Genomic DNA, 26,008 nt, shown 5'->3' with positions numbered 1-26,008 from the left:
TCAGAACAGCGCGCGCAGCAAGGCGCGCAGGAAGGTGCGCGCTTCGTAGGCCAGATCGCTGTCCGACAGGCTGATAAACCCGATCACCAGCAGCGTGACCACCACAATTATCACCACCTTGTTCATGCCTGATCCTTGTTGGTACTGCGTTGAATAAATTCTTCGGCGGCGTCCTGTGATGGCAGCGCCATGGTGTGCGGCATCTGTTGCCATTCACCGACCGGTGCATCAAACGGATGGGCAATCTCCGGCAAGCCGCTCCACTGCGGTTGCAGATACTGACGGCCGATGGCAATCGCCTGACGAAAGCCGGGGTAGCCCTCAAGGATCAGCTGTTCGCGCTGGCTACGTGCCTGCTGAAAACTCTGTTCCAGCGCCTGCTGTAACCGACTCTCCGCCAAGCGCACCGCCTGGAGGGTTGCCCCTTGCTGCGCCACCTCGCTTTCGGCGCGCAAGATAAGCTGCTGCTTGCGCTGTTGATAGGCGTCAGCGCAATCCGCCAGCGCCTGGGCCCGCTTATCATCCTGAATATGCAGTAAATCCTGCAGCGCCAGCGGCAGCGTGGTTTGCCCTCGCTCCTCGGCGGACAGCGGCCGTGCGGCATGAATCACCTGGGCATAATCCGCCAGCGCGTGGGTTTGATCGCCATCCAATACCAGGCATCGCCCCGCCATGCGCATCCCTTCGATCGCCAAGAGTCGGTTGCCCGCCAACTGCGCCAGCCCGGCAGCCAGCCGATAGGCACCAGCGGCCTGGCGATATTCGCCGACGCTGAACCAGGCACCGCCTTCGCCGAAGGCGCTTTGCATCTGTAGAGTGGTACGCAGCGGCTGGTCGCCGATGCCCTGCGCCACCTGCTGCGCCTGGCGATACGCCGCCACCGCCTTATCGGCAGACTTCCCCTTCACCCAGCCGCCGCCGATGATGTTGTGCATCACTACCTGCTGTTCCAGCCAGCCTTGCTTAGCGGCAATGGCCAACGCCAGTCCGGCGCGGGTGGCAACCTGCTGCGGCGTACCGCGCTCCAATAGCAGCAACGCATCGGCCATAAACTGCCGGCAACGCAGACGATCGCCGTCGCGATCGCTGAGCTGACTGGCGGTCTGCTGCATCAGCGTCATACCGTCGATATCCGGCGTCATCAGCCGTACCCGCTGGGGAAATGCCTGCTGTAACGCTTGCCAGACTGGCTGTTCCAGCGTATCGATGAGCATCACGCGCACGCCCTCGGCGATGCGCTCTACATTCTGCGCCAGCCAGCGTTCCAGCGCTGCCCGATCGCTGACCTGTGCCGGGGTGAACACCGCCACCACATAGCGCAGCTGTTCGCGATGATGTTCGGCAAAGTGACCAAGCAACGCCTGCCACTGCGTTGCGCCAAGGCAGGGCAGCAGCGGCTCGAAATCCCAGCCCTGCGCACCGTCGCTGGCTTCATAGCGTTCGATCAATTCGTCTGCCAGCGCCCGGCTATAACCGTAAGCGGTATCAAACGGCGCCATAAAACCGATAAACAGATCCGGTGTGCTGTAGTCGCCCGGCGCTTGCTGTTGCAACGCGATAAATGCCTGGATCAGCGATTCGGCATTCGCCTTCACCCGCCAGATAAACAAACGCGCCGCCGGATCGTCGCTGGCTGCCAACCATTGCCGTTCCAGTTGCGCCATGAGCTGTTCGGTGGGATTTCTCGCCTGGCTGTGCATCATCGGCGTCCGCTCAGGCATTGAGTTCGATTTTGGTGCCGTTGACCATCACGCCCGCCGAATTGATGGTAATGCTGGCGCCGCCGGCAACAATTTCGATGCTGCCGGATGAAATAGTGATACCGGTAGATTCCCCTACGCTGATCTGGAACGCCTGCGACGCGCTATCGCTCACCACGCCATCGGTGTAACGCGTATCGCCGCCGTTAATCACGATGGTGCGCCCCTCGCCAATATTGACCTCCTGCTTTTGGCCAATCAGTTTGTTTTCGCTGCCGGTAATCGAGGCTTGACGATTGCCGGTTACCCCCAGCGTCTGGTGGCCGGTCACCTGCACCTCGCGGTTCTTTACGACGCTGACCTTCTCATTGCCATTCACCGTCCGGGTTCGATCCTGATTGACCGTCATCACCTGATTGCCTTCTACCGTTGCAGTCTGATTGCTCTTCACCGTCGCCGAATGTTCGCCGGTGATGGTCTCGCTGCGGCTTTGCTGCACCATAAGCGTTTCACTGCCTTCAACGGTTTGGCTGCGGTTCTGTTTTACCGTGGTGGTTTCATTGCCACTGACGGTCTTGCTGCGGTTTTGCCCGATAATCACCGTTTCGTTGCCATCGACGTTTTTGTTGCGATTCTGCTTGATGTGGCTGGTTTCATCGGCACCGACGGTTTTGGTGCGGTTGCTGCCGACGGAGTGGCTTTCCTCATTCTTGACGTTGGTATCCATGTTGCGTTCGGCCTGGATCCACAGCTGTTCCGATCCGGCCTTGTCTTCAAAGCGCAACGCGTTGGCATTATCCGGCGTACCGTCCTTCGAACGGCTCATAAACCCCATCTGCGTCGCCGCCGCCGGCAGCGCCCACGGCGGCATGCTGGCTTCGTTATAGACTCGCCCGATAATGATGGGCCGGTCCGGATCGCCGTTGATGAAATCGACCACCACCTCATCGTTAACCCGCGGGATCTGCACTCCGCCAAAGCCTTGACCGGCCCAGGCGCTGGAAACGCGGACCCAGCAGGAACTGGTGTCGTCGCCGGCCGCCAGCCGATCCCAGTGAAACTTGACCTTGACCCGGCCATACCTGTCGGTCCAGATCGATTCGCCTTTTGGCCCCACCACCTTGGCGGTTTGCGGCCCGCAGGTTTTCGGCCAGGGGGCTTGTTGCTCCGGGCGAAAGGGCACGTCGGCCGGCATTACGTTGAAATCGATACGGTGCTCGCTGCTCTCTCCGCCGCTGGCATAGCGATTTTCACGCAGGTGGTACTCCGCCTGGGTCACCAGATACTCGCCATTGTCGCTGGCGTAAGGGGCGTTATGCAGGGTAAAGGTATGGCCCGGCGCAATCCCCAATGCGGTGCCGGTGCCGCTGGTTTGCTGGTGCCCGGCCTGCCAGGCCTCTTGCCGGATACGCGCGTAGAATTCCCCATGCTGATGATCGACAAAGCGTCCTGGCCAATCGTAAACGTCAATCTGCCCCGGCTGGGGAGAAGCCGGATTCTGCCGAGCCTGGAACAGCCAGGCGTTGGGTTTGCGGAAGTCGTAATCATCAATGCTGTAAATACCTGGCGTCACCACATCGTTGACCGACCACTGGCTGATGCCCTCTTCCGCCGTGCTGCCGCCGGAAGGGGTCATGTGATACACAATGGTTTCGTAACCTTCGAAGGGTTGTTGCGCCTGCGGCGCATCCATCAGCACCAGCGTCTGCTTGCCCATTTCATGGCGGAAGAAGTAGTAAATGCCCTCCAGCTCCATCAGCCGGCTGATGAAGTTGTAGCTGCTCTCCTGATATTGCACGCAATATTCCCACTGCCGATAGGCGCCGGTCAGCCGATCCTCGCAGGTGACATTCTGCTCCGCCAGCAAGGTTTTAACGATCTGCGGCACCGTCAACTGCTGGAAAATACGGAAGTTGCGATCGCGCATCATCGGCCACAGATCCGGCTCCAGCCGCAGCTGATATACCGCATAGCGCGTGTCGTTGAGTTCCTGGCTGCGCACCGCCGCCGCCGTAACCTTGCCGTTCAGGTAGCGTGGCGTAAGCGGGTTCTGGGTAGGAATGGCCAGCGTGACCGGCTGGCCAAGCAATGCCCGGCGATCGAGGCGAAAGTTTTGGCTAAGCAGTTCCACCTGAAAGACATAGGGCCTGGCGAGTTGCTCGCTGCCCTGCAAAGACCAGAACATCAGCGCGTCAGGCCCGAGAGGAGTATGTGCAGTAATCCGATCCAGCATAAGCAAAACCCGTGCAGAGAAGTGTCAGATTAAAAAATCACCTGTATCACCTTCTAGCGTATTTTTACTTTCTGGTACAACATTTATTAGTGAAATTAACCAATTCTGTGAGACGGTCTGAATTATTGCCTGAAAATGACCAACGATCATTAACATACCTTATGGCGATATTAATTTTCTTATTGATTTCCTTATTGATTTCGCCAGGTTAGTCAGCAATTATCATCAGTTCACTCCGTTTATTTTCAGGACACCTTATGAACCAGCCAACCACCATATTGTATACCGATGCCAACTTCTTCAGCCCTTATGCGATGTCCGCGTTTATCACGTTGAGCGAAAAAAACATTCCATTCAAAACGGTGCCGGTCGATTTATCGCGGGGCGAACATCTTGGCGCTGCTTTTGCCGATATTTCGCTGACCCATCGAGTGCCAACCTTGATCCATAATGGTTTTGCCCTGACAGAATCCTCGGCTATTGACGAATACCTGGAAGAGCTGTTCCCACAGCCACCGGTGTATCCGCGCGATCTACAGCTGCGCGCCAAGGCGCGTGAAGTTCAGGCCTGGTTGCGCAGCGATCTGCTGCCAATCCGCGCCGAGCGTCCGACCGAAGCCGTTTTCAACGGCGGCAAATTCGCCGCGTTATCCACCGAGGCGCAAGCCGCGGCGCAGAAGTTGTTCACCGCCGCCAACAGGCTACTGGTACATGGGCAGGAACATCTGTTTGGTGAATGGTGCATTGCCGACAGCGATTTGGCGTTGATGCTCAACCGCTTGGTCATGCACGGTGATGCGGTGCCGGAGCATCTGCAGCGCTATGCCCAACAACAGTGGCAGCGCCCTTCGTTGCAGGCCTGGCTGGCGCTCTCTCGCTAAACGCACACAAGATTGGCATGATATTCCTGCCAATCTTGTCAACGTTTAACCGGAAAGGAAAATGTATCTAACACTGAGTAATTACGGGAGTCAGTTGTAATTGTTTATTGTGTTTTTTAATTGTTCCGCATATTGATAAATATCATCCAGAGTTTCGATCGGATGACGCGTTTCTTTCTTTTCTTCATCAAAAACACCGATATACAGTTGATTACGGTTAAAATGCAAGCGGCATATAGGTTTTCTATTATTATCATCTAATAATATACCGAAGTAGCTTTTTGTATCTCTGTAAGTAATACGCGTAGATTCAACCACCGTACGCACGATCGACTTAACAATATGGAAGCCTTCTATTTCATGCTCCGATGTAATGATGTCATCCTTGTCATCTTCTGACTGTTCGGCATTGATCTCGCCGGCATCGTCCTTGACTTCACTGTCTGTTGCATTTTTTACCGTACCGCTGATAGCTGATTTTAAGCGTTCGTTGACTTGATCATTGAGCCATTGATTTGCAGCTTTCTTTGTCAATAGGGTAAATAAGTCTCTGACTTTTTGCGTCAGCATGCCGTCATAAACTCGAGATGCAAATAACTTTACAAAATCTTCTTCTGGGTTGGTAAATTGTGTTGAAAAGATTTTTTTGATTTGGCTTACATATTTCAATTCACCGGCAGCATTGACAATAGACTCGACATCAAACGCTGATTTGGTCAATTTAACTAATTCTGGAACGACGTTTTCGTCAATGTCTAACAAGTCTAACTCGAGGAACGGCTTTTCATCCATCTTGTTTGGTGCGTCGAGATCGGTAAAAAATTTATAAACCTGACCATTGGTTAAGACGGAAATCCTTGCATTAGTAACGTGAAAATATCTGAACAGTTGCGAAGCATGATTGATATTAAGAGGCTCACCTATTTTCTTACACTCAATAAGAATTTGTATTTCACCTCCTTTCAATATGGCGAAGTCGATTTTCTCGCCTTTTTTAGTACCGACATCACAAATGAACTCCGGAATGACTTCTGTAGGATCAAAAACGTCATAGCCAAGCACGCGGTTGATGAATGGCATGACAAAGGCGCTTTTGTCGCTTCTTCTGTTTGAATAAATGAAGATTGTTGTTTTATCTTTGCAGAAAGGCTGTGTAACTCGTCCAAAATATCCATGGAAGTCATCCCCTTGTTATATAGATATTGTACAGCACAGCATAAATCTATATAAAAAAATAGTGACTGACTAGCCGTTTGGAAAAATTATTAAAATACATAACTTTGCTTATTATTTTATTTTTAACCATAAAATATAAGCAGTTGAATTACTTTAATTAAAAAATCGGCGGCCACGACGCCGCCGTTCTCTATGCAGAGAAAACACATCACTTGAGGGAGAGGGTTACCATCCTGCCGGCAGGAAGCCAAGCAGCGACGCAATGGCATATACCGCGCTGGACAGATACAGCAGCACAATGCTGATTTGCAGCAGGGGGTGAGTGATCCAGTTGCATTGCCAGCGTGGCGTCATGTCACCATTTTTGCGCGCGCCACGCAGGATCAGCATCGGCATAATCGACAGAATCACGCCGCTGAATACGCCGGCAAAGTACAGTGCGTTAACGAATGAAACAAAGCCGCTGTAAGCCAGTACGAACGGCGGTACCACCACCAGCAGCAACACGCCAAAACGGCGCAGCGGCTGTTCGTCGTCACCCAGACGGAATTTGTCGAAAATATTGGTCAGGAAGCTGCCGCCCAGGCCCCAATATGATGTCAGCATGGCGCACAGCGCAAAGATATTCGCCGAAAAGAATGCCCACTGCCCCAGCGCCTGTCCCCAGGAAATGGTGGCGACATCAGAAATGCCGTCCAACCCGCTGAGCGCAATCACCGACAGCGGCACTGCCGCAAGCAGCACAAAGGTGATCACCATGCCGACGATAATCGCCTTGGGCAACTGTTCCGGTTTGTTCGAGAAGCCGCGCGCCATCTCCGGCACGATATATTGCGCAGAAAAACAGAACACCACCACGTTGAACACCGGCACCATAAACCGCCAGTCGCCATCGAGCAGGTTGCGCATTTGCGTGGTGTCTTTTAGCAGCGTCGCCATCACCAGCACGCTGAGCATCACCACCATGCCGATGCTGATAAACTTTTCACCCCGGCCGATAGCCTTCAAACCAAGGTACAACACGCCTGCAGCCGGTATGAAGAACAGCAGACTGCCGAACGCCGGGGAAATACCGAACAAGGATTGCAGCAATTTGCCGCTACCGGTCATATAGGCGGTCAACGCGCCAACGCTGTTGACGCAGACCGACGCAAACATCAGCCAGGCGCCCAGACCGCCGACGTAGCGTTTCGCCAGGCCGCTCAGCTGTAAATGCGCACGGGTGCGCAGCGTGGATTCGGCGACGTACAGCATGGTGATGGTCGTCAGGCAGCCGACCAGCACCAGCCAGAACAGCAGTGGCAAAAAGCCGGCCTTGCTTGAAGCGTAGGCGATGGACAGCACGCCGGCACCGATGTTGGTACCGACGATCATCGCCACCCCTTCCAGGAAACTCAGTGATTTGGCGGGTGCAGATGCCCGCTCCCCGGCAAGCGCCGGAGACAGGGTGATGTTGTCAGAAGGCATAGATTATCCTTTGCAACCCGGCGGCAACGGCCACCGGGCGAGGTTATTGTCCCGAGGGTTAACAGCTCACGTCGATACACAGGTATTTCAGCTCCAGATATTCCTCTATCCCGTAGCGCGATCCTTCGCGTCCGAGCCCTGACTGTTTCACGCCGCCGAACGGCGCCACTTCGTTGGAAATCAGACCGGTATTGATGCCGACCATGCCGTATTCCAGCGCTTCCGGAACCCGCCACTGACGCGCTGCGTTTTGCGTGAAGACATAAGCCGCCAGACCAAATTCGGTATCGTTAGCCATGGCGATGGCCTCTTGCTCATCCTGAAAACGGAACAGCGGCGCTACCGGGCCGAAGGTTTCCTCTTTGGCGAAGCGCATCTGCTGCGTCACGCCGGTCACCACCGTCGGTTGATAGAAGGTGCCGCCAAGCGCGTGCGGCTGGCCGCCGGTGGCGATCTGCGCCCCTTTGATCAACGCGTCATCAATATGACTTTGCACTTTTTCGACCGCAGCCCGATCGATTAGCGGCCCCTGTGTGGTGCCCTCCAACGCGCCGTCGCCGACCTTGAGCTGTTCCACCGCGGCCACCAGCTTGTCCACCAGCCGATCGTAAATACCGGCCTGCACGTAAATCCGGTTGGCGCAGACGCAGGTCTGGCCGCTATTGCGGAACTTGGAGGCCATGATGCCGGCCACCGCCGCGTCCAGATTGGCATCGTCGAACACGATTACCGGCGCGTTACCGCCCAGTTCCAGCGACAGTTTCTTGATGGTCGGCGCACATTGCGCCATCAGAATGCGCCCCACTTCGGTTGAGCCGGTGAAGCTCAACTTGCGCACCACCGGACTGTCGCACAACACTTTACCGACCTGCGCCGCGTCGCCGGTGACAATCTGCAACACCCCGGCAGGAATACCCGCGTCTTGCGCCAGCTTGCCCAGCGCCAGAGCGGTCAACGGCGTCTGTTCCGCCGGTTTGACGATGATGGCGCAACCTGCCGCCAGTGCCGGTGCCACTTTGCGGGTGATCATCGCCGCCGGGAAGTTCCACGGCGTGATCGCCGCACAGACGCCGATCGGCTGCTTTACCACTACCAGACGCTGCGAGGCCTGCGGCGCCTGTAATACCGCACCATCAACCCGCTTGGCCTCTTCGGCAAACCAGGTGATAAACGACGCGGCATACGCCACTTCGCCCCGCGCTTCCGCCAATGATTTCCCCTGTTCGGCGGTCATCAACTGGGCCAGATCTTCCTGGGCCGCCAGGATCCGCTCGGCCCATGCCAGCAACAACGCTGAACGCTGTTTGGCCGTTAGCTGCTTCCAGTCTTGCTGCGCCCGCTGCGCTGCGCCGATCGCCTGTTGGGTTTCTTCACCGCTGACCAGCGGGATCGACGCCAGCTCGACGCCGGTCGCCGGATTAATCACCGCTTCACGCTTGCCGCTCAGCGCATCGCACCATTCACCGTTGATCAGGCACTGGTTGCGCAGCAATTCGGGATTGTTCAGTTTCATGGCATGCGTTCCTTACTGAGCCAACGCGCGGGAAAGAATGCCCAGCGCTTCGGTAAATTGATCGTCTGGAATGGTCAACGGATACAGGAAACGAATCACGTTGCCGTTCACCCCGCAGCTCAGCAGCAACAGGCCTTCCTGTTGGGCTTTTTGCTGCACCTGACGGGTAAAGTCCGGTGACGGTTTCCCCGTGGCCGGGTCGTTGAACTCCACCGCCACCATCGATCCTTGCGCACGGATGTCGACGATCGCCGGGCAGGTTTCCCGCGCACGCTGCAACACTTCCACCAGGTGCTGGCCCAGACGCTGCGCACGCTGGCACAGCTGTTCTTCGTCAATCACCTCCAGCACCGCATGGGCTGCTGCCACCGCCAGCGGGTTACCGCCATAGGTGCCGCCCAGCCCGCCTGGCGCTGGCGCGTCCATCACTTCGGCACGGCCAACCACACCAGACAGTGGCATGCCACCCGCCAGACTTTTCGCCATAGTGATCAAATCGGCCTTCACGGCGTAATGTTCCATGGCGAACAGTTTGCCGGTACGTGCGAACCCGGTTTGTACTTCGTCAGCGACCAGCAGAATGCCATGCTCGTCGCACAGGGCTCGCAGCGCCTGCATGAACTCCGGCGGCGCGACGTTGAAGCCGCCTTCGCCCTGCACCGGTTCCAGCACGATCGCCGCCACCTGTTTCGGCTCGATATCCGCTTTAAAGATGCGTTCCAGGCTATTCATCGCGTCCTGCGTGCTGACGCCGTACAGCGCGTTCGGGTACTGGCCATGGAACACCGACCCCGGGAACGGGCCGAAGCCAAGTTTATAAGGCGCCACTTTGCCGGTCAGCGCCATGGTCATGTAAGTACGGCCGTGGAAACCGCCGCCAAAGGTAATAATCCCCGGCCGGCCGGTATGGGCGCGGGCAATTTTCACCGCGTTTTCCACCGCTTCGGCGCCGGTGGTGAAGAATGCAGTTTTAGCAGGTCCGTCGATCGGTGCGCGCTGGTTGATACGCTCGGCAAGCGCCACATAACTTTCGTACGGCACGATCTGATAAGCAGTGTGGGTAAACGACTTCAGCTGATGCTCAATGGCGGCGACCACTTTCGGATGGCGATGGCCAGTATTCAGCACCGCAATACCCGCGGCAAAATCGATAATCTTGTTGCCTTCCACATCCCACAGCGTGGCGTTTTCCGCCCGGTCGGCGTAGTAGCCGCACATGACGCCGATGCCGCGCGGGGTGGCATCAAGACGACGTTGATTCAGTTCTGCGTTTTTCATGGTTGTGTTCTCCGCCCAATGTCAGTTACACGTTTCGTTCACATTCGTGAAACAATGACGTTTATTTACACAGGGTGTGGCTCTATAATCGAGTGCCAGTTACGATTAATTGAGGGATCCACTTGCGTTCATTAAGCGGTGATTTACTGTTGCAAAGGCTGGGCGAACAACCGGATGACAAGCTGCATAAACGGCTTTATAACGCCATCCGCATCAGCATCCTTGACGGCAGTCTGCCACCCTCCAACCGTTTGCCCGCCTCGCGCGATCTGGCTCAGGAACTGGGCCTGTCGCGCAACACGGTTTTAACCGTTTATGAACAACTTTTGGCTGAAGGGTATGTATTTTCACGTGCCGGAAGTGGGACCTTCGTCGCAGAAACGGTGCCGGACAGCTGTTTGTCCACTGCCAGCATGCCAATTGGCAGCAACGGTGCCGAGCGCCCGCTGGAACTGTCCCAACGCGGCGAAGCGCTGTTGCAACACGCCAGCGCCAGCCCCAAGCAATGGGGAGCCTTCATTCCCGGTGTGCCGGACGTCAATGCCTTCCCGCACCAGCTGTTCAGCAAGATCCAGGCGCGCATCAGTCGTCGTCCAACGCCACAACGCCTTACCTACAGCAATCAGGGCGGCAGTCCGGAGTTACAGCACGCGCTGGTGGATTATCTGCGCGTGGCGCGCTCGGTGCGCTGTTCGCCGGAGCAGATCCTGATTACCGAAGGCATTCATCAGGCGATCGATCTGGTGGCGCGCATGCTGTGCAACCCGCGCGACGAAGTGTGGATTGAGGAGCCGGGCTATTGGGGCATTCGCAACGTATTGCGCATGAATGATGTGGATATCCGCCCCCTGCCGGTGGATGAAGCCGGCATGGTGCCGCCGGAACAACCGGGTGGTGCGCCACGGCTGATTTTCGTCACGCCGTCGCACCAATACCCTCTGGGGTCGGTGATGAGTCTGGCGCGTCGCCAACGCCTGCTGGGGTTGGCGCGGCATGCCGGCGGCTGGATCGTCGAAGACGACTATGACAGCGAATTCCGCTTCTCCGGCCAACCGATTCCGGCGCTGCAAGGCCTGGAGGCGGATGCGCCGGTGATCTATATCGGTACCTTCAGCAAAACGCTGTATCCCGCGCTGCGCCTGGGTTATGTGGTGCTGCCAAAGCCGTTGGTCGGCGCGCTGAAAACCGCCCATACCGAACTGTATCGCGGCGGGCATTTGCTGATCCAGGCCGCATTGGCACAGTTCATCCAGGAAGGACATTACACCGCGCACATACGCCGCATGCGTTTGCTGTATGCCAAGCGGCGCGCATTTCTTACCGCGCTTATCGAACAGCATCTTGGCAAGCAGGCGCTCAGCGAATTCAACAGCAATGCCGGTCTGCATCTGATCCTCAACCTGCCCGACAGCGCCAACGACGTGGCGATCGCCGCCGCCGCCAGCGCGCGTGGCGTTCTGGTACGACCGCTTTCGCGTTATTACATGCTGCCGAACCACCGCCGCGGCCTACTGATGGGCTTTGCCTGCGTACCGGAAGAACAGATGGCCGCGGCGTTCACCCTGCTGTTGGACTGCATTTTACAGTGTCAGGCTTTGCCAGCCGAGCTCTCCCCAGTCCAGCCGGTGGGTTAACCGTAGCCCCTGCAGGAACGCATCATCATGGGAAACCACCAGCAACGCGCCGGGATAGCCCTTCAGCGCCGCCTCTATCGCCTGTAACGACGCCAGATCGAGATGGTTGGTGGGCTCGTCCAGCAGCAGCAACTGCGCCGGTTGCCGGCGCCACAACGCACAGGCCAGCGCCGCTTTCAGGCGTTCGCCACCGCTGAGCATCGCCAGCGGTAGCCGTAGCCGATCGGCACCCAGCTGTAACTGTGCCAACCGGGTACGCAGTTCGCCTGCGACCATCGGCGAGTCTTCCAGTGCCAGATGATCGAATACCGATCGCGACAGATCGAACTGGCTCAGCGATTGATCGAGGTAGGCGGCGCTGACCGCCAGTCGGCAATCGCCAGCCCGCGCCGCCAACTGCCCGGCGATCACTTTCAGCAAGGTGGATTTACCGCAGCCGTTCGGCCCTCCGATCGCCACCCGTGACGGCCCCGTCAGGCGCCAGCTGAGCGGCGGCAGCGTCACGAACGGCAACTGCACGCCTTCCAGTTCCAGTACCTGCTTGCCCGCCGCCACCGCGCTGCCCGGCAGGGTAAACATCACCGGGCTCTCATCTTCGACCCGCTGTTGCGCGGCGCATACCTTGTCATCCAGCACCTGTTTCTGTCGCAGATGCTGCTTGCGCAGCGTACCCAGGCTTTCTTTCGCCGCGCCCTTGTATGCTACCCGTTCAAAAGATGCGATGTTGAGATTGTCCACGTTACGCAACGTGCTGGCCGAGCGACGCTGGCTGGCGTCGTGCTCTTTGATCAGCCGGGTGCGGGCGCGTTTACGCTCCTGCGCCGCATGTTCCAGCACTTCACGTGCCGCCTGCCGTTGACGTTCGCGCTGACGGCGATAATCCTGGTAGTTGCCGCTGTAGCTGATCACCCCGTCGGGGGTCAGTTCTACAATACGCTGCATATGCATCAACAGTTGCCGATCGTGGCTGGCGACCAGCATCCCGCCGCGCCACGCCGCCAGTTGCCGATACAGCCATTCGCGTCCGTGGCGATCCAGGTGGTTGCTCGGTTCATCCAGCAGCAGAAAATCAGCACGGGAAATAAATGCGGCACACAGCGCGGCGCGCATGCGTTCGCCGCCGCTTAACGCCCCGGCAGGCTGATGCATTTCCAGCGCCGGTAACCCCGCCGCGGTAAACGCCGCCTGCAGTCGTTCAATCAGATCCCACTGCCCATCCAGCAACTCGACGTCGTCGGCCAGCATTTCGCCACGTTCCATGCGCGCCAATGCAGCCATCTCGTCGCCGAAACCGAGCCAGTGTGCCACCGTCACGTCCGTTGCTATCTCGTTGTGCTGCGCCACGCTGGCGATCACACCGTGGGTTTCCACGTGGCCGCCGCCAGGACAATCCTCTCCGGCCAGCAGGCGCAATAGCCGACTTTTGCCGACGCCGTTGCGACCTACCAGCGCGCAGCGTCGCCGATCAAGGTGCAGGTTGAGCGGGCCGAACAGCGTTTCGCCGTCAGCAAATTGGCAGGTCAGTTGGTGTAAAACCAGATAAGGGGATGGCGAAAAATGAGCCATAGGCACTCCTGAATGAAATCAACATATCCCCATCCGTCAACAAAGTGCGCGGCATGGGACCAGATTCAACAGGCGTGTTTGTTCATTTTCGGTCAGGACTCCAGCAGGAAACAGAATAAAGCGGACAGATGTTAACCTGACGACCATGCAAAATGCAAAGGCCGAGCGGTATTTATGACGCCCATCACATTCAGCGCAACATAGATTTCAAACTTATCGGACAACGGCTAGATTTATCTCATCCGACCACTTGAGCAAAGTACGTCGACCCGCAAAAGCAGGGTCCGCACCCGTTCGACGCGCTAGAGGCTCCCCGCTCCTGCCGCCAACGATCGGCGTTGCCGCCTTGCAGCGACGTGCATGATGCCGGGTAGAATCACCTGCATAACAATAACGACGGGTTGCAGATGCAACCCGATGGAGATGGCAATGAGCGCATACCCACATCTGTTGGCACCGCTGGATCTTGGCTTCACCACCCTGAAAAACCGGGTGCTGATGGGCTCGATGCACACCGGACTGGAAGAACTGCCCGATGGCCCGCAAAGAATGGCGGCATTTTACGCCGAGCGTGCGGCAGCCGGCGTCGCGCTGATCGTCACCGGCGGTATCGCGCCGAATGACAAGGGCGTGGTCTACCGCGGCGGTTCGATCCTCAATCAACCACAGCAGGTGGCGCATCACCGCATTGTCACCGATGCCGTGCACCAGGCCGGTGGCAAGATCGCGCTGCAAATCCTGCACGCCGGGCGCTACAGTTATCAACCACAACCGGTGGCGCCGTCTGCGCTGCAAGCGCCGATCAACCCTTTCACGCCCACCGCCCTCAGCCACCAGCAGATTGAAGATACCATCGCCGATTTTGCCCACTGTGCCGCGTTGGCTCAGCAGGCTGGCTATGACGGCGTTGAAGTAATGGGATCCGAAGGTTACCTGATCAACCAGTTTCTGGTCGCTCGCACCAACCAGCGCGATGACCAATGGGGCGGCAGCGCGGAAAACCGCATGCGCTTTGCCGTGGAGATCGTGCGCGCCGTGCGCCAGGCGGTGGGCCGGGAATTCATTGTGATCTACCGCCTGTCGATGCTCGATCTGGTCGAGGACGGCTCCAGTTGGCAGGAGATCGAACGTTTGGCGCAGGCGATTGAGCAGGCTGGCGCGACGCTGATCAACACCGGCATCGGCTGGCATGAAGCGCGCATTCCCACCATCGCCACCATGGTACCGCGCGCCGGCTTTAGCTGGGTAACGCACAAGCTGATGGGCAAAGTCGGCATTCCTTTGATCACCACCAACCGCATTAACGATCCGGCGGTGGCAGAACAAACGCTGGCGCAGGGTTGCGCCGATATGGTTTCCATGGCGCGGCCGTTTCTGGCGGACGCCGAGTTCGTACGCAAGGCTGCCGAAGGCCGCGCCGATGAAATTAACACCTGCATCGGTTGTAACCAGGCCTGCCTGGACCAGATTTTTGACGGCAAGCTGACCTCATGCCTGGTCAACCCGCGCGCCTGTCGCGAAAGCGAGATGCCGCTGCTGGCGGCGGAACGCCCCAAACGTCTGGCGGTGGTCGGTGCCGGCCCCGCTGGCCTGGCATTCGCCACCACCGCCGCCAGCCGTGGCCATCAGGTCACGCTGTTCGACGCCGCTGCGGAGATTGGCGGTCAGTTCAATATCGCCAAGCAAATCCCCGGCAAAGAAGAGTTCCATGAAACCCTGCGCTACTTCCGCCGCCAATTGGCGTTGCGCGAAGTGACGCTGCAGCTCGGCAAGCGCGTCGAGGCGCAGGATCTGACCGAGTTTGACGAGGTGATCCTGGCCTGTGGCATCGTGCCGCGCACCCCGGACATTCCCGGTATCGACAACGCCAAGGTGCTGAGCTATCTGGATGTGCTGCGCGACAAGAAGCCGGTTGGTCAGCGGGTGGCGATCGTCGGTGCCGGCGGCATCGGCTTCGACACCGCCGAATATCTGAGCCAGCACGGCGAGGCCAGCAGCCTGGACAGCGAAGCGTTCAATCGCGAATGGGGTATTGATTCACAGCTCAATCAGCGCGGCGGGCTGGCAGCCGACGGCCCCCAGGTACCACGCGCGCCGCGGCAGATTTTCCTGCTGCAGCGTAAGAGCAGCAAAGTGGGTGATGGGCTGGGGAAAACCACCGGCTGGATCCATCGCGCCAGCCTGGCGATGCGCGGCGTGAAGATGCTCAACAGCGTCAGTTATCAACGTATTGATGATGAAGGTCTGCATATTGAACGCGCCGATCAGGCCAGCTGTCTGCCGGTAGACACCATTGTGATCTGTGCCGGGCAGGAGCCACGCAGAGAACTGCAACAGCCCCTGTTGGCGCTGGGAAAAACCGTGCATTTGATTGGCGGTGCCGACGTGGCCGCAGAACTGGATGCCCGACGGGCGATCGATCAGGGCACCCGGCTGGCGATGGCGCTGTAACAATATAAAAAAGGGCGCATCAGCGCCCTTTCACATCAGTAACGTGCACCGGTCTTGACCGACTTCAGCACCAGGAACTTCTGGTTCGAAGCCACCGTTACACAGTTGCCAAACAAGCGCTTCAGCTTCTGGTAGTAATCCAGATGGCGGTTGCCGACGATGCGCAGTTCCCCGCCCACCTTCAGGCAACGCTTGGCATCGAGGAACATTTGCCAGGCGGTTTCGTCGGTAATCGCATGCTGCTGGTGGAACGGTGGATTACACAGCACTGCCTGCGCACTGCCGCCTTCCATCCCCGCCAGCGAATTGTTGACGATAAACTGGCAACGCTCCACATCCTGCGGCAGGTTGTGTTTAACATTCAGCTCGCTGGATGCCACCGCCATATAGGATTCATCGACGAAGGTCAGCTGCGCGTCCGGGTTTTGCCGCAGCGCCGTCAAACCAACGACGCCGTTGCCGCAGCCCAGATCGATAATCTCGCCGCTCAGATCGCTCGGCAGGTTTTCCAGGAACAGACGCGCGCCGATATCCAGGCCACCACGGGAAAATACGTTGGCGTGGTTGTGGATCAGCATGTCGGTGCCGTCCAGCAGCCAGTCGGTGGTTTCCGCCGCGACCGGCGGCACGATGTCCGCCACCTGGCAGTTGATCAGGCGCGCCTTTTTCCACGCCAGCGTGGTACGCGTCGGCCCAAGCAGCTGTTCGAACAGTTGCAGCGTCGAAGTATGGATATCACGCACCTTGGCGCCACCGATAATCACCGTATCCGGCGCCACCACCTTGCGCAGCGCGCGCAGTTGCTGTTCCAGCAGTGCCAGCGCCTTCGGCACTTTGATCAGCACCAGCGCCGGCGCGGCAGGCAACGCATCCAGGCTGCCCAGCAGCGTGACCGGCTCGGCATCCAGACCGTTCAAGGCCAGATTGTGGCGCGTAGCCAGTTGGCTGACGTAAGAATCGCTGACGCTGTAGGGATTCAACGCGTGCAGTGCGCAGGTCAGCGCACCAAAACTGTCATTGAAAATCACCACCGGCCGGCCGCCGAAGTCTGTATTTTCAATCTGTTGCAGCAGATATTCATCCGCCGCTTCCCATGCCTGTAATTGGGTGGCGGCTTCCTGATGGGGATAACGCTCCAGCTCAAGTTGCCGTGTTCCCAGATCGAGTTGGCTCATTGCCCCTCCTGACTGTTAAAATTTGGGCTGTTTATCCCCTAAAAACGGCCATCAGTAAAATGTTTTTTGGTATTAATTGCCCTTTATGGGTTTTGTGCGAAAAAACATCCTACAATGGGCGGCCAGATAACCCTTAAAGACCGTGACGCCATGCCCGAACTCGCTTACCTGCAAGGTTACCCCGATCATCTGCAAACCCAGGTGCAACAGCTGATCCACCAGCAACGTCTTGGCGAAGTGCTGTTACAACGCTATCCGCAGATCCACGACCGCACGACCGACAAGGCGTTGTATCAGTTTACCCTCGATCTGAAGAACCAGTATTTGCGCAATGCCCAGCAGGTGAGCAAAGTGGCTTACGATGGCAAGATCCACGTCATGAAGCATGCCCTGGGGCTGCATACCGCCATTTCGCGCGTGCAGGGCGGTAAACTGAAAGCCAAGGCGGAAATCCGCGTGGCGACGGTGTTCAAAACCGCGCCGGAGGCCTTTCTGCGCATGATCGTGGTGCATGAATTGGCGCATCTGAAAGAAAAGGATCACAACAAGGCGTTTTATAATCTGTGCTGCCATATGGAGCCAAACTACCACCAGTTGGAGTTCGATACCCGGCTGTATCTGACCCACCTTTCGTTATTTGGCGAACTCTATTCGCAGCGGTGAGATTCTGCCAACGGCATGCTAATCTGCTGTTTTAGGGTCTGGGAACCGGAGTTAGCTATGATTCGTTTTGCCGTTGTTGGCACCAACTGGATTACCGAACGCTTTATCGATGCCGCCCATGAAAGCGGCAAACTCAAACTGACTGCGGTCTATTCACGCCGTCTGGAACAGGCAAAGGCGTTTGGCGCCAACTATCATATCGCGCATTTTTTCGATTCCCTCGAGGCGCTGGCGCAATCCGACGTGATTGATGCGGTGTATATCGCCAGCCCGAACTCTCTGCACTGCCCGCAGTCGCTGCTGTTTCTCAGCCATAAAAAACACGTTATTTGCGAAAAGCCGCTGGCATCCAACCTGAAAGAAGTGGAACAACTGCTGGCCTGCGCGCGTGCCAATCAGGTCGTGCTGTTCGAAGCGTTCAAAAGCGCCCATTTACCGAACTTTATTACCCTGCAGCAGACGCTGCCGCAGGTCGGCAAGCTGCGTAAGGCATTTATCAATTATTGCCAGTATTCGTCGCGCTATCCGCGTTATCTGGCAGGAGAAAATCCGAACACCTTTAACCCGCAGTTCTCCAACGGTTCGATCATGGACATCGGCTATTACTGTCTGGCCAGCGCGGTCACGCTGTTCGGCGCACCGCAGTCGGTGCTGGCCAGCGCAGCGTTACTGGATACCGGCGTTGACGCCCACGGCACCGTCTGCCTGAACTATGGTGATTTCGACGTCACCCTCAGCCATTCGAAAGTCAGTAACTCCGCCATTCCCAGCGAAATTCAGGGTGAAGACGGCACGCTGGTCATCGAAGGAATTTCTGAATGCCAGAGCGTTGCACTGACGCCGCGCGGCGGCAGTCGTCAGGATTTAAGCCAGCCGCAGCACATCAATACCATGCTGTATGAGGCCATGGCGTTCGCCGCGCTGGTGGAAAACAACCAGGTGGAGCATGCCGGTCTGGAAAACTCGCGTATCGTCGCCACCCTGCTGACCGAAATCCGCCGTCAGACCGGCGTGGTATTCCCGGCCGATGGAGTATGAAATGAAACCCTTGCTCTTGATGCAGACCGGCGATGCACCGGAGGCCATTCAACAGACGCAGGCCAATTTTGAGCAGATGTTTCTGCAACAGGGGCATATCGCCGCTGAACGCCTGCATATCGTTCATCTTCCGTCCGGCGAACAGCCGCAGTCGCCTGCGGCCTATTGCGGCGTGGTGATTACCGGATCTCCGGCAATGGTTACCGAACGGTTGCCATGGAGCGAACAGGCTGCCGAATGGCTACGACAGGCGATGGCCATCCGTTTGCCGATCTTCGGCGTCTGTTACGGTCATCAACTGTTGGCCGATGCCCTCGGCGGCGAGGTCGGCTATCTTGCCAACGGCATGGAAGTCGGTACGCTGGAAATCGAACTGCTGCCGGCCGGTGCCAACGACCGTCGGCTGATGATGTTGCCTCCCCGTTTCAAGGCCAATCTGATCCACGCGCAAAGCGTGCTGACGCCACCGCCGGGCGCCGAGGTGCTGGCGCGCTCCGCCGCGGATCCCCACCAGATCCTGCGCTATGGCGATAATGCGCTGACCACCCAGTTCCACCCGGAATTTAACGGCGCCATCATGCACCATTATCTGAGCTGGCTGGGCGACCTGCAGCCGGACAACCTGGCGGATTATCAGCAGAAGCAACAACAGGTTAGCGACACCCCGTTTAGCCAGTTGCTGTTGCAGGGGTTTGTCGTCAGCCTGGGCGCGCAGCAAGCATTAGCCGGCTAAGCGTTTAAAAAGTTGACCGGTGACACATTTTGCATTACTTTTTGCCATGCAAAGGGGAGTAACTTTGATACCCAACACCGTTTAAATCGCCGCCAGACAGCGACAATTTAGAAAGTTACGGGTATTTGCCGGTCAATCGTCATTACGATGCGTACGCATCCGGTTACCGGGCAACTTGATGCCAAGGTGTAATACCTTCATTAACGTTGTAAGTGAGACCTTGCCGGGAGGCGAGGTTTGCTTATAGCGTTCATAGAGCGGCTAGCGTCCTTCCGACGTTGGCCGTTTTTGTTTTTGAAGGATACTCTGATGATGAATACCGTTGGCACACCGTGGTTATGGGGCAGCTTCGCCGCCGTCATAGTGGTGATGCTCGCCGTAGATTTACTGCTGCAGGGCCGCAAAGGCTCGCATACCATGTCGATGAAGCAGGCCGCCTGCTGGTCGTTGGTGTGGGTCAGCCTTTCCCTGCTGTTCAACTTTGGTTTCTGGTACTACCTGAATGAAACTGCCGGTCGCGCGGTGGCCGATACCCAGGCACTGGCGTTCCTCACCGGCTATCTGATTGAAAAAGCCCTGGCGGTAGACAACGTCTTCGTCTGGCTGATGCTGTTCAGCTATTTTTCCATTCCGGCCAATCTGCAACGCCGCGTGCTGATCTACGGCGTGCTTGGCGCCATCGTGCTGCGTACCATCATGATTTTCGCCGGCAGTTGGCTGATTACCCAATTTTCGTGGTTGCTATATGTGTTCGGTGCCTTCCTGCTATTTACCGGCATCAAGATGGCGCTGGCGAAGGAAGATGACGGCGCGATTGGTGACAAACCGCTGGTCAAATGGCTACGCAGCCACCTGCGCATGACCGACAACCTGGAAGGCGAGAAATTCTTCGTGCGCCGCAACGGCTTGCTGTTTGCGACACCGCTGGTGCTGGTGCTGATTCTGGTAGAACTGAGCGACGTGATCTTCGCGGTCGACAGTATCCCGGCCATTTTCGCCGTCACCACCGATCCGTTCATCGTACTGACCTCCAACCTGTTCGCCATCATGGGCTTGCGCGCCATGTACTTCCTGCTGGCCAACGTGGCGGAACGTTTCTCGATGCTGAAATACGGCCTGTCGGTGATCCTGGTGTTTATCGGCGTCAAAATGCTGATCGTCGATTTCTACCACATACCGATCGCTATCTCGCTCGGCGTGGTAGCGGGTATTCTGGCGCTGACGCTGGCGATCAACGCCTGGGTTAACTACCGTAACGATCGCTTGTCGCAAAAATCACCATAATCTGTTACCAGGGCGGCTTGCTGCCCTGTGATTGTCTGGCGATTGCCACCAAACGCCAAATGTTATTGCGATCACACAAATGTAACCAGAATGTTATCAAGAGTGATCCGCGCTGAGAATTTCACCTCTGCCTCTTTCCAACCCTGTGTGTTTGCTGAATACTGATTCGGCAAACACACTTCGTAACAGGTGCGTATAAAACGCCCGGCAATGTTCCTGCCGAGGCGTTGCACCCCAGTACGCAACATCATCAGGAAGCGGAAACGCAAAAAAGCATCATGCATAAAATACTTACGCGCATTACACAGGGCAGCCTGGTTAAACAAATTCTGGTCGGCCTGATTGCCGGCATCCTGCTGGCCTTTCTCTCTCCTGCCGCGGCATCGGCCGTCGGCCTGCTTGGCTCACTGTTCGTCGGCGCATTGAAAGCGGTGGCGCCGGTGCTGGTAATGGTGCTGGTGATGGCGTCCATCGCCAACCACAAGCAGGGGCAGAAAACCAATATCCGCCCGATCCTGTTCCTCTATCTGCTGGGCACCTTTGCCGCGGCGCTGGTCGCGGTTCTGGTCAGCTTCGCCTTCCCGTCCAACCTGGCGCTGGTGACTGGCAACGTCGATATCAATCCACCGGGCGGCATTGTGGAAGTACTGAAAGGCCTGCTGATGAGCGTAGTAGCCAACCCGTTCCACGCGCTGATCAACGGTAACTACATCGGCATTCTGGCATGGGCCATCGGTCTTGGACTGGCGCTGCGCCACGCTGCCGACAGCACCAAATCGCTGATCAACGATATGTCACATGCCGTCACCATGGTGGTACGAGCGGTGATCCGCTGCGCACCGCTGGGGATTTTCGGCCTGGTGGCGTCAACGCTGGCAGATACCGGTTTTGGCGCACTGTGGGGCTATGCGCAGTTGCTGATGGTACTGATCGGCTGCATGCTGCTGGTGGCGCTGGTGCTGAACCCGCTGATCGTTTACTGGAAGATTCGCCGCAATCCGTATCCGCTGGTGCTCACCTGCCTGCGTGAAAGCGGCGTCACCGCCTTCTTCACCCGCAGCTCGGCGGCCAACATTCCCGTTAACATGGAACTGTGCAAGAAGCTGAACCTGAACGAAGACACCTATTCGGTCTCCATTCCGCTGGGAGCCACCATCAATATGGCCGGTGCGGCTATCACCATCACCGTACTGACGCTGGCAGCGGTGCATACGCTTGGGATTGCGGTCGATATTCCCACCGCATTGCTGTTAAGCGTGGTCGCGGCGGTGTGCGCCTGTGGCGCGTCTGGCGTGGCAGGTGGATCGCTGCTGTTGATTCCGCTGGCGTGTAATATGTTCGGCATTCCAAACGACGTTGCCATGCAGGTGGTTGCCGTCGGCTTTATCATTGGCGTACTGCAAGATTCTGCGGAAACCGCGCTGAATTCTTCCACCGACGTGTTGTTCACCGCGGCGGCCTGTCAGGCCGAAGACCAGCGGCTGGCCAATGACGATCCACTGAAGACGCGTTAAACGTCATTCTGCTGAATCAGGCGCCCTTCGGGCGCCTTTTTTTCGGCCGCGAACGGGTCAACGCCGCGCAGTTGCAGGCGGCGGAAACGAATAATATTGAAGCCGTTCAGCAGCAGAAAACTGCCCTCGATCAGCGAACCGCCGATCGATCCCAGCCAAACGTTGTGCGTCACCCAGCAGGCGGTGGAACACCACATGATGCAGCGCATGGTCAGACCGCGGGTACGAAATAGCGCCCAGGTGCTGATCGAGGTGCCAAATACCGGCAGCAACTCGATCCAGTAAGTAAAGCGCGTCACCCCCATCACCAGCGTCAGGCCAAGAAAAACCCACATCACCCATAGATTGCGGGTACGGATCGACACCAGGTTACGACAGGCGCTGAGCAAGGCGCTGCTGCCGGCGGCGTTGGCCCCCATCAGCAGGAAATGGATACCGATAGTCAGACTGTAGCCGGACAGTTGCAGTTTAAAACGCCGATCGTCACGGTTGAAGAAGCTGGTGATGCCAATTAAAAACGCCAGCACGCCCACGGCTTGAGCAAACCAATAAAAGGTCATGAAACATCCTGATGCGGGAGAAAACGGCAGATAAAATGAAACGCCGTTTTATGTTACTCCCGCCGCTAACGCTTTACAATGTGACGCCGCTCTTAAAAATCGCCAGTTCGCGGAAATCATTCAGCTCATTTTTTGCCGATTTCCCATTGGCAATCTCAACGATCGCATCAACGAACTGCGCCAGCAGTTGTTCCATCGGCATACCGTGGATCAGCCGACCGGCATCGAAGTCGATCCAGTGCGGTTTTTTCGCCGCCAGTTCACTGTTGGTCGCCAGTTTGATGGTGGGGACAAAGCCGCCGTACGGCGTGCCACGCCCGGTGCTGAACAACACCATATGGCAACCGGCACCGGCCAGCGCACTGGTCGCAACCGCATCGTTGCCCGGCGCGCTGAGCAGATTTAACCCCGGCTGCCGTAACCGTTCGCCGTATTTCAACACGTCCACCACCTGGCTCTGCCCGGCCTTTTGCGTACAGCCGAGCGATTTCTCCTCCAGCGTGGTTATGCCGCCTGCCTTATTGCCTGGCGAGGGGTTTTCATAAATCGGCTGGTGGTGATCGAGGAAATACTGCTTGAATTCATTGACCATGCTGACGGTTTTCTCAAAGGTTTGCCGATCGCGGCAGCGGCTCATCAAAATACGCTCCGCACCGAACATTTCCGGCACTTCGGTCAGTACGCTGGTGCCGCCGTTGGCGATCACATAATCCGAAAAACGCCCGAGCAACGGGTTGGCGGTGATGCCAGACAGTCCATCCGAACCGCCGCACTCCAAGCCAAACTTCAGTTCGCTCAGCCTGCCCGGTTGACGACGGTCGTCACGCATCGCCTGATACAGCATATGCAGCAGCGCCAGGCCGGCTTCGACCTCGTCGTCCTGCTGCTGGCAAATCATAAAGCGCACCCGCGCGTCATCCACCTCGCCCAAGGTGCTGCGAAACGTATCGACCTGATTGTTTTCACACCCCAGGCCAATCACCAACACGGCTCCGGCGTTCGGGTGGCGCACCATATTTTGCAGCATGGTGCGGGTATTTTCATGGTCCTGACCCAGCTGCGAGCAACCGAACGGGTGGCTAAACAGATGCACGCCGTCAATGCCCGGCGCGTCCGCGGTCTCCTTCAGAAAACGCTGCTGGATCTGCCGCGCGATACCGTTAACGCAGCCCACGGTCGGAATGATCCACAGTTCATTGCGGATCCCTACTTCGCCATTACTGCGACGGTAGATCTGCACCTGACGATCGGCTGCCTGAGGCGGCAGCGTCGGGAATTCCGGCTGATACTGGTAGCTGTCCACCTCACTCAGGTTGGTTTTGGCATTCTGCGAATGAATATGTTCGCCCGGCGCAATCGCCGTCAGTGCATGACCGATCGGCAAACCGTATTTGATGATCATCTCGCCGGCGGCAATCGGCACCAGCGCAAACTTGTGTCCACGCACTACCGGCTGCGGCAGCGTCAGGGCTATCGCGTCCTGGGTCAGCGTTTCGCCAGCGTCCAGATCCTGTAGCGCCACCGCCACATTATCCAATGAATGAATTTTAATGATGCTTTGCATAGACTTACACCAACCTTAACGATGGCTACGCCAGTTCAATGGCAAAGTAATTTTTGGCATTGTCGAAGCAGATGTTCTGCACCATCTCGCCCAACAGCGTGATATCAGCCGGCGCTTCGCCATCTTCCACCCAGCGGCCAATCATCTGGCACAGGATGCGACGGAAATATTCATGGCGTGTATAAGACAAGAAGCTGCGGCTGTCGGTGAGCATGCCAACAAAACGGCTCAGCAGGCCCAACTGCGCCAATTGCGTCATCTGGCGCTGCATACCGTCTTTCTGATCGTTGAACCACCAGCCGGAACCAAATTGCATCTTGCCTGGCGTGCCTTCGCCCTGGAAATTGCCGACCATCGTCCCGATCACTTCGTTATCACGCGGATTAAGGCAATACAGGATGGTCTTCGGCAGTCCGCCCTGCTTCGCCTGCGCATCCAGCAAGCGTGACAGCGGCTGCGCCAGTGGCCGATCGTCGATGGAATCGAAGCCGATGTCCGGCCCGATGCGTGCAAACATGTTGCTGTTGTTATTGCGCAATGCGCCGATGTGATATTGCTGCACCCATTCACGGCGTTGATATTCTGCCGCAAGGAACAGCAGTACCGCGCTACGGAACTGGGCACTTTGTTGCGGCGTCGGCAATTGACCGTTGCGACGATCGGCCAGGATCCGATCCAGCGTCGCATCGTCTGCTTCGCCATACACCACCACGTCCAACGCATGATCCGCCACCTTGCAGCCGTGCGCGGCAAAATGATCCATACGTTTCTTCAATGCCTGACGCAGATCATCAAAACGGCTGATGGCGGTATCCGCCGCGGCCTCCAGCTGTTGCAGGTAATCGGTGAAGATTGGCGCATCGATGTTAAACGCTTTGTCCGGCCGCCAGCTTGGCAGGACTTTGATGTTGAAACCGTCGTCGGCGGCGATCGCCCGGTGATGACGCAGATCGTCAATCGGATCGTCGGTGGTGCCAACCATCTTCACATTCATCTGCTGCATGATACCGCGCGCGCTGAAGTCATCCTGCGCCAGCAGCGCGTTGCCACGTTGCCAAATGTCGTCGGCGGTGCTCGGCGACAACAAGGTGTCAATGATGCCGAACGGGCGACGCAGTTCCAGATGCGTCCAGTGGTACAGCGGGTTGCCAATGGTATGCGGTACGGTGGCGGCCCAGGCGTCAAATTTTTCACGATCGCCGGCATCGCCGGTACATAACCGCTCTGCCACGCCGTTGGTGCGCATCGCGCGCCATTTATAGTGATCGCCTTTCAACCAGATGTCGTACATATTTTTGAAGCGATAGTTTTGTGCAATCTGCTCCGGCGGCAGGTGGCAGTGATAGTCAAAAATCGGCTGATGCGCCGCATACTCGTGATACAAACGCCGGGCAAACTCGTTATGCAATAAAAAGTCTTCGCTTAAAAACGTGGCCATATCAGGTTCCTCACCTTGCGTACCGTTCTGTGTCGCCTCAATGCCGAAAAGTTATCACACCAATTAGACGGTCAGTCCAGATTTTTTTCACCTAAAAACCGCTTTCTTGCCTGCAAAACAGCGTTCATAGGCCAAAAAAC

General features: G+C 57.3%; 20 protein-coding genes. 8 read left to right on the top strand and 12 right to left on the bottom strand.

Annotated features, from left to right (window positions below; genetic code table 11):
• The 3 genes from ACCC84_RS11385 to ACCC84_RS11375 are packed head-to-tail and all read right to left on the bottom strand — an operon-like array spanning position 1 to position 3,933.
• On the bottom strand, positions 1-126 hold the full coding sequence (locus ACCC84_RS11385; protein WP_004958266.1) for a hypothetical protein: 126 nt from the start codon (positions 124-126) through the stop codon (positions 1-3).
• A complete protein-coding gene (locus ACCC84_RS11380) occupies positions 123-1,721 on the bottom strand; it encodes an ATP-binding protein (RefSeq protein WP_004958263.1) in 1,599 nt (532 codons plus the stop codon). Before ACCC84_RS11380 ends, ACCC84_RS11385 begins: the two co-directional genes overlap by 4 nt.
• Positions 1,714-3,933 (bottom strand): type VI secretion system Vgr family protein, encoded by a 2,220-nt coding sequence (locus ACCC84_RS11375; RefSeq protein WP_371901918.1) that lies wholly within the window; start codon positions 3,931-3,933, stop codon positions 1,714-1,716. Before ACCC84_RS11375 ends, ACCC84_RS11380 begins: the two co-directional genes overlap by 8 nt.
• A gap of 257 nt (positions 3,934-4,190) precedes the next feature.
• Between ACCC84_RS11375 and yfcF the strand changes: the two genes are divergently transcribed.
• Complete coding sequence (gene yfcF / locus ACCC84_RS11370) at positions 4,191-4,814, top strand: glutathione transferase (RefSeq protein ID WP_004958258.1); 624 nt, start codon at positions 4,191-4,193, stop codon at positions 4,812-4,814.
• A 90-nt stretch (positions 4,815-4,904) separates the two neighbouring features.
• Here the strand turns inward: yfcF and ACCC84_RS11365 are convergent, their stop codons facing one another.
• From ACCC84_RS11365 to ACCC84_RS11350, 4 genes are all read right to left on the bottom strand, one after another.
• Positions 4,905-5,894, bottom strand: a complete 990-nt coding sequence (locus ACCC84_RS11365) for a type I restriction enzyme HsdR N-terminal domain-containing protein (RefSeq protein ID WP_371901917.1) — start codon at positions 5,892-5,894, stop codon at positions 4,905-4,907.
• A 321-nt stretch (positions 5,895-6,215) separates the two neighbouring features.
• On the bottom strand, positions 6,216-7,457 hold the full coding sequence (locus tag ACCC84_RS11360) for an aromatic amino acid transport family protein (RefSeq protein ID WP_004958253.1): 1,242 nt from the start codon (positions 7,455-7,457) through the stop codon (positions 6,216-6,218).
• 58 nt (positions 7,458-7,515) lie between these two features.
• Positions 7,516-8,970, bottom strand: a complete 1,455-nt coding sequence (locus ACCC84_RS11355) for an NAD-dependent succinate-semialdehyde dehydrogenase (RefSeq protein ID WP_004958251.1) — start codon at positions 8,968-8,970, stop codon at positions 7,516-7,518.
• A 12-nt stretch (positions 8,971-8,982) separates the two neighbouring features.
• Positions 8,983-10,248 (bottom strand): 4-aminobutyrate--2-oxoglutarate transaminase, encoded by a 1,266-nt coding sequence (locus ACCC84_RS11350; RefSeq protein WP_004958250.1) that lies wholly within the window; start codon positions 10,246-10,248, stop codon positions 8,983-8,985.
• A 122-nt stretch (positions 10,249-10,370) separates the two neighbouring features.
• Between ACCC84_RS11350 and pdxR the strand changes: the two genes are divergently transcribed.
• Positions 10,371-11,882 carry a MocR-like pyridoxine biosynthesis transcription factor PdxR gene (gene pdxR / locus ACCC84_RS11345; protein WP_198774122.1) on the top strand — a complete coding sequence of 504 codons (1,512 nt, stop codon included), beginning with the start codon at positions 10,371-10,373 and terminating at the stop codon, positions 11,880-11,882.
• Here pdxR and ACCC84_RS11340 read toward each other — a convergent pair.
• Positions 11,829-13,448 (bottom strand): ABC-F family ATP-binding cassette domain-containing protein, encoded by a 1,620-nt coding sequence (locus ACCC84_RS11340; RefSeq protein ID WP_273869247.1) that lies wholly within the window; start codon positions 13,446-13,448, stop codon positions 11,829-11,831. The two genes, pdxR and ACCC84_RS11340, sit on opposite strands and share 54 nt — an antisense overlap.
• 429 nt (positions 13,449-13,877) lie before the next feature.
• Between ACCC84_RS11340 and ACCC84_RS11335 the strand changes: the two genes are divergently transcribed.
• Positions 13,878-15,899, top strand: a complete 2,022-nt coding sequence (locus ACCC84_RS11335) for an oxidoreductase (RefSeq protein ID WP_371901916.1) — start codon at positions 13,878-13,880, stop codon at positions 15,897-15,899.
• 35 nt (positions 15,900-15,934) lie between these two features.
• Here ACCC84_RS11335 and rlmG read toward each other — a convergent pair whose 3' ends face one another.
• Positions 15,935-17,074, bottom strand: coding sequence for a 23S rRNA (guanine(1835)-N(2))-methyltransferase RlmG (gene rlmG / locus ACCC84_RS11330; RefSeq protein ID WP_371901915.1), 1,140 nt, complete (start codon positions 17,072-17,074; stop codon positions 15,935-15,937).
• A gap of 150 nt (positions 17,075-17,224) precedes the next feature.
• Between rlmG and ACCC84_RS11325 the strand changes: the two genes are divergently transcribed.
• The 5 genes from ACCC84_RS11325 to sstT all read left to right on the top strand — a co-directional run bounded on the left by ACCC84_RS11325 (position 17,225) and on the right by sstT (position 22,306).
• Entirely contained in the window at positions 17,225-17,737 is a 513-nt protein-coding gene (locus ACCC84_RS11325) for a M48 metallopeptidase family protein (protein WP_039992531.1), read from the top strand.
• A gap of 57 nt (positions 17,738-17,794) precedes the next feature.
• Positions 17,795-18,775, top strand: a complete 981-nt coding sequence (locus tag ACCC84_RS11320) for a Gfo/Idh/MocA family protein (RefSeq protein WP_039991687.1) — start codon at positions 17,795-17,797, stop codon at positions 18,773-18,775.
• A 1-nt stretch (position 18,776) separates the two neighbouring features.
• Positions 18,777-19,508: a glutamine amidotransferase gene (locus tag ACCC84_RS11315; RefSeq protein WP_039991684.1), complete on the top strand. Its 732-nt coding sequence runs from the start codon at positions 18,777-18,779 to the stop codon at positions 19,506-19,508.
• A gap of 309 nt (positions 19,509-19,817) precedes the next feature.
• On the top strand, positions 19,818-20,792 hold the full coding sequence (locus ACCC84_RS11310) for a TerC family protein (protein WP_371901914.1): 975 nt from the start codon (positions 19,818-19,820) through the stop codon (positions 20,790-20,792).
• Positions 20,793-21,070: 278 nt separating this feature from the next.
• On the top strand, positions 21,071-22,306 hold the full coding sequence (gene sstT, locus ACCC84_RS11305) for a serine/threonine transporter SstT (RefSeq protein WP_004958227.1): 1,236 nt from the start codon (positions 21,071-21,073) through the stop codon (positions 22,304-22,306).
• Here the strand turns inward: sstT and ACCC84_RS11300 are convergent.
• The 3 genes from ACCC84_RS11300 to uxaC all read right to left on the bottom strand — a co-directional run bounded on the left by ACCC84_RS11300 (position 22,303) and on the right by uxaC (position 25,868).
• Positions 22,303-22,866 (bottom strand): YgjV family protein, encoded by a 564-nt coding sequence (locus ACCC84_RS11300; RefSeq protein ID WP_004958225.1) that lies wholly within the window; start codon positions 22,864-22,866, stop codon positions 22,303-22,305. The genes sstT and ACCC84_RS11300 overlap by 4 nt on opposite strands.
• A 73-nt stretch (positions 22,867-22,939) precedes the next feature.
• The gene (locus ACCC84_RS11295; protein WP_004958224.1) at positions 22,940-24,430 is read right to left on the bottom strand and encodes a UxaA family hydrolase; all 1,491 of its coding nucleotides are present in this window, start codon (positions 24,428-24,430) and stop codon (positions 22,940-22,942) included.
• Between the two features lie 25 nt (positions 24,431-24,455).
• Complete coding sequence (gene uxaC / locus ACCC84_RS11290) at positions 24,456-25,868, bottom strand: glucuronate isomerase (RefSeq protein WP_371901913.1); 1,413 nt, start codon at positions 25,866-25,868, stop codon at positions 24,456-24,458.
• Positions 25,869-26,008: the final 140 nt, after the last annotated feature.

The sequence above is a fragment of the Serratia odorifera genome (assembly GCF_041448735.1).
GTDB classification, from domain to species: Bacteria; Pseudomonadota; Gammaproteobacteria; order Enterobacterales; family Enterobacteriaceae; genus Serratia_F; species Serratia_F odorifera.
The sequence above is the reverse complement of the archived record's forward strand: the minus strand, read 5'-3'. Positions and strand labels throughout refer to the sequence as shown.